General features: G+C 76.3%; 2 protein-coding genes. Both read left to right on the forward strand.

Features of this window, described 5'->3' with window-relative positions; all coding sequences use genetic code 11:
- A partial coding sequence (locus PYV61_RS21675; protein WP_275835577.1) for an ATP-binding protein occupies window positions 1–2706 on the forward strand: 2706 nt, incomplete at its 5' end.
- 1 nt (window position 2707) lies between these two features.
- Complete coding sequence (locus tag PYV61_RS21680) at window positions 2708–4135, forward strand: M20/M25/M40 family metallo-hydrolase (protein WP_275835579.1); 1428 nt, start codon at window positions 2708–2710, stop codon at window positions 4133–4135.
- Window positions 4136–4213: the final 78 nt, after the last annotated feature.

Genomic DNA, 4213 nt, shown 5'->3' on the forward strand with positions numbered 1-4213 from the left:
GCGATGGCGTCGCTCGGCGGCGACGCCGCGGACGGGTGGCCGCTCGCGCGCGTGGCGCGACTCGGGCGCGCCGCGCTCGTCGACGACCTGGTCGAGCGGTTCGGCGCCCTCCCCGGCGGGCCGTGGCCCGAGCCGCCGCGCACCGCCGTCGTGCTCCCGATGACGCGGCCGGGCTCCGAGCAGACGATCGGCGTCCTCGTCGCCGGGCTCTCGCCGCGCCGCGCGCTCGACGACGACTACGGCGGCTTCCTGCAGCTCGTCGCCGGGCACATCGCGCAGGCGGTCGCCAACGGCGAGGCGCACGAGGCGGAGCGCTCGCGCGCCGAGGCGCTGGCCGCCCTCGACCGCGCCAAGACGACCTTCTTCTCGAACGTCAGCCACGAGTTCCGCACGCCGCTGACGCTCATGCTCGGCCCCGCCGAGGACGCGCTCGCCGACCCGGCGACCACCGGCGAGCAGCGCGCGCGGCTGGAGCTCGTGCACCGCAACGCGCTGCGCCTGCTGCGCCTCGTCAACTCGCTGCTCGACTTCTCGCGCATCGAGGCCGGGCGCATCGACGCGGCGTACGAGCCGACCGACGTCGCCGTGCTCACCGCCGAGCTGGCGAGCGCCTTCCGCTCGGCGTGCGAGCGCGCGGGGCTCGCGCTGACGGTGGACGCGCCGCCGCTGCCGGTCGGGCACCCCGCCGTCTACGTCGACCACGACCTCTGGGAGAAGGTCGTGCTCAACCTCGTCTCCAACGCCTTCAAGCACACGTTCGCCGGCGGGATCGCGGTGCGCGTGGCGCCGGCCACCGACGGCGTCGAGGTGGTGGTCGAGGACACCGGCGTCGGCATCGCGCCCGAGGAGCTGCCGCGCATCTTCGACCGCTTCCACCGCGTCGCCAACGCGCGCAGCCGCACGCACGAGGGGACGGGGATCGGGCTCGCGCTGGTGCAGGAGATCGTGCAGCGCCACGGCGGCCGCATCGACGTCGCGAGCGCGCCGGGGCGGGGGACGCGCGTGACGGTGCGGCTGCGCGCCGGGCGCGGGCACCTCCCCGCGGAGCGCGTGGTCGAGGCGGGGGCGGGGCGCGCGCGCGCGGCCGCCGGCGCCGGCGCGGCGCCCTTCGTCGAGGAGGCGATGCGCTGGCTCCCCGGCACGTCGGGGGAGTTCCCGGTGATCGCCGCCGCCGGCGCGCGCCCGGCGGCCGGCGCTCCCGCCCGCGTGCTGCTCGCCGACGACAACGCCGACATGCGCGAGTACGTCGCCCGGCTGCTCGGCGCGCAGGGGTGGGAGGTCGAAGGCGCCGCCGACGGGCTGGCCGCGCTCGACGCGGCGCGCGCGCGGCGCCCCGACCTCGTGCTCACCGACGTGATGATGCCGGGGCTCGACGGCTTCGGCCTCCTGCAGGCGCTGCGCGACGACCCGGCGCTGCGCGACCTGCCGATCATCCTGCTGTCCGCGCGCGCCGGCGAGGAGGCGCGGGTGGAGGGCGTGCGCGCCGGCGCCGACGACTACCTCGTCAAGCCGTTCGCGGCGCAGGAGCTGGTCGCGCGCGTCGGCGCCCACCTCGCGCTCGCCCGGCTGCGCCGCGACGCCGAGCAGGCGCTGCGCGAGAGCGAGGCGCGCTTCCGCAACATGGCCGACCACGCGCCCGTGATGCTCTGGGTGACCGAGGCCGACGGGCACTGCTCGTTCCTCAACCGCGCGTGGTACGCGTTCACCGGGCAGTCGGAGGCCGACGGGCTGGGCTTCGGCTGGCTGGAGGCCGTGCACCCCGACGACCGCGCGCGGGCGCACGACGCGTTCGTCGAGGCGACGGCGCGCGGCGCGCCGTTCCGCCTCGAGTACCGGCTGCGCGGCGCCGACGGCGAGTACCGCCGAGCGGTCGACGCGGCGGCGCCGCGCTTCGGCGACGACGGCGGGTTCCTCGGCTTCATCGGCTCGGTGGTCGACGTCGAGGAGCGCGCGCGCCTGCTCGACGCCGAGCGCGGCGCCCGCGCCGCGGCCGAGGCCGCGCGCGCCGAGGCCGAGGCGGCCAACCGCGCCAAGAGCGACTTCCTCGCCGTGATGTCGCACGAGCTGCGCACGCCGCTGAACGCGATCGGCGGCTACGCCGAGCTGCTGGAGCTGGGCGTGCGCGGGCCGGTGACCGACGACCAGCGCGCAGACCTGGCCCGCATCCAGACCAGCCAGCGCCACCTGCTCGGGCTGATCAACGAGGTGCTGAACTACGCGCGCGTCGAGACCGGGACCGTGCACTACGAGCTGGCCGCGGTGTCGGTGGACGACGCGATCGCGACGGCGGAGGCGCTGGTGGCGCCGCAGGTGCGGGCGCGCGGGCTCACGCTCGCCTACGACGGGTGCCCGCCGGGGCTGATCGCGCGCGCGGACGCCGAGAAGCTGCGCCAGGTGCTGCTCAACCTCCTCACCAACGCGGTCAAGTTCACCGCGCCGGGCGGCCGCATCGCGATCCGCTGCGACGCCGACGCGGCGCACGTCCGCATCGCCGTCGTCGACACGGGCGTGGGGATCGCGCCCGACAAGCAGGCCAGCATCTTCGAGCCGTTCGTGCAGGTGAACCCGCACCTCACGCGCACGCAGGAGGGCGTGGGGCTGGGGCTCGCCATCAGCCGCGACCTCGCGCGCGGCATGGGCGGCGACCTCGCGGTCGAGAGCGCGCTCGGCGCCGGCAGCACCTTCACCCTCACCCTCCCGCGCTAGCATGCGCCGCCTCGCCCCCGCGCTCCTCCTCGCGGCGTCCGCCGCCGCGCCCCTCGCCGCGCAGCCGGCCGCCCGCACCCCGCACCAGCAGCTCGCCCGCGCGGTCTACGAGGAGCTGGTCGAGATCAACACGGCCGACTCGGTGGGCTCGGCGACGCGCGCCGCGCAGGCGATGGCCGCGCGCTTCCGCGCCGCCGGCTTCCCGGCCGCCGACGTGCGCGTGCTCGTCCCCGACGGGAAGCCGACCAAGGGGAACCTGGTCGTGCGCTTCCGCGGCCGCGGGCAGGGGAAGCCGGTCCTGCTCCTGGCGCACCTCGACGTAGTCGCCGCCAACCGCGCCGACTGGCCGCGCGACCCGTTCGTGCTGCACGAGGAGAACGGCTACTTCTACGGCCGCGGCACCGCCGACGACAAGGCGATGGCGGCGATGTTCGTCGCCAACCTGCTGCGCATGAAGCGCGAGGGGCTGGTGCCGGAGCGCGACCTCGTGCTCGCCCTCACCGCCGACGAGGAGGGGGGCGACGCCAACGGCGTCGAGTTCCTGCTGGCGCGCCACCGCGCGCTCGTCGACGCCGCGTACGCGATCAACGAGGGGGGCGGCGGGACGCTCGACGGCCCCGGCGCCGACGCGCGCCCGCTCTTCCACTCGGTGCAGGCGGCCGAGAAGGTCCCCGAGGACTACACGCTCACCGCGCTCAACCCGGGCGGGCACTCCAGCGTGCCGCGCCCCGACAACGCGATCTACCAGCTCACGGCCGCCGTCAACCGCATCGCGGCGCACCGCTTCCCGGTGGCGCTCAACCCGGTGTCGCGCGCCTTCTTCGAGCAGACGGCGCGGGTGGAGAAGCCCGAGATGGCGGCGGCGATGCGCGCCCTGGTCGCCAACCCGGCCGACGAGGCGGCGGCGGCGACGGTCGCGCGCGACCCGCGCTACAACTCGATGCTGCGCACGACGTGCGTGGCGACGCGCCTCGCGGGCGGGCACGCCTACAACGCGCTCCCGCAGACGGCGACGGCGAACGTCAACTGCCGCATCGTCCCGACGTCGAGCGCCGAGGCGGTGCGCGCCGAGCTCGCACGCGTGATCGGCGACTCGGGGGTGAAGGTCACGTTCACCCTCCCGGACCGCGAGCGCTTCCCGGAGAAGACGGACGCCGTCGACCCGGCGGTGCTGGAGGCGACGACCGAGCTCACGCGCCGCATGTTCGGCGAGGTGCCGGTGATCCCGACGATGAGCACCGGCGCGACCGACGGCCGCTTCCTGCGCGCCGCCGGGATCCCGACGTTCGGCGTCAGCGGGATCTTCAGCAGCCCCGGCGAGACCAACTCGCACGGGCGCGACGAGAAGCTGCGCGTGAAGTCGTTCTACGACGGGCTGGAGTTCCTCGACCAGCTGGTGCGCCGGCTGGCGGGGGCGTCGCGCGCGTGACCGACGCCGACCGCGACGCGCCGTGACCGGCGCGGCGCGCGCCCGACGCGTCCGCGCGCTGCTGCTGCTCGCGTCGTG

The organism is Roseisolibacter sp. H3M3-2, assembly GCF_029211165.1.
Classification (GTDB): domain Bacteria; phylum Gemmatimonadota; class Gemmatimonadetes; order Gemmatimonadales; family Gemmatimonadaceae; genus Roseisolibacter.

Coding starts and splice junctions, on each gene's coding strand:
- PYV61_RS21680 (WP_275835579.1), top strand. CDS start 2,708: ATGCGCCGCCTCGCCCCCGCGCTCCTCCTCGCGGCGTCCGCCGCCGCG.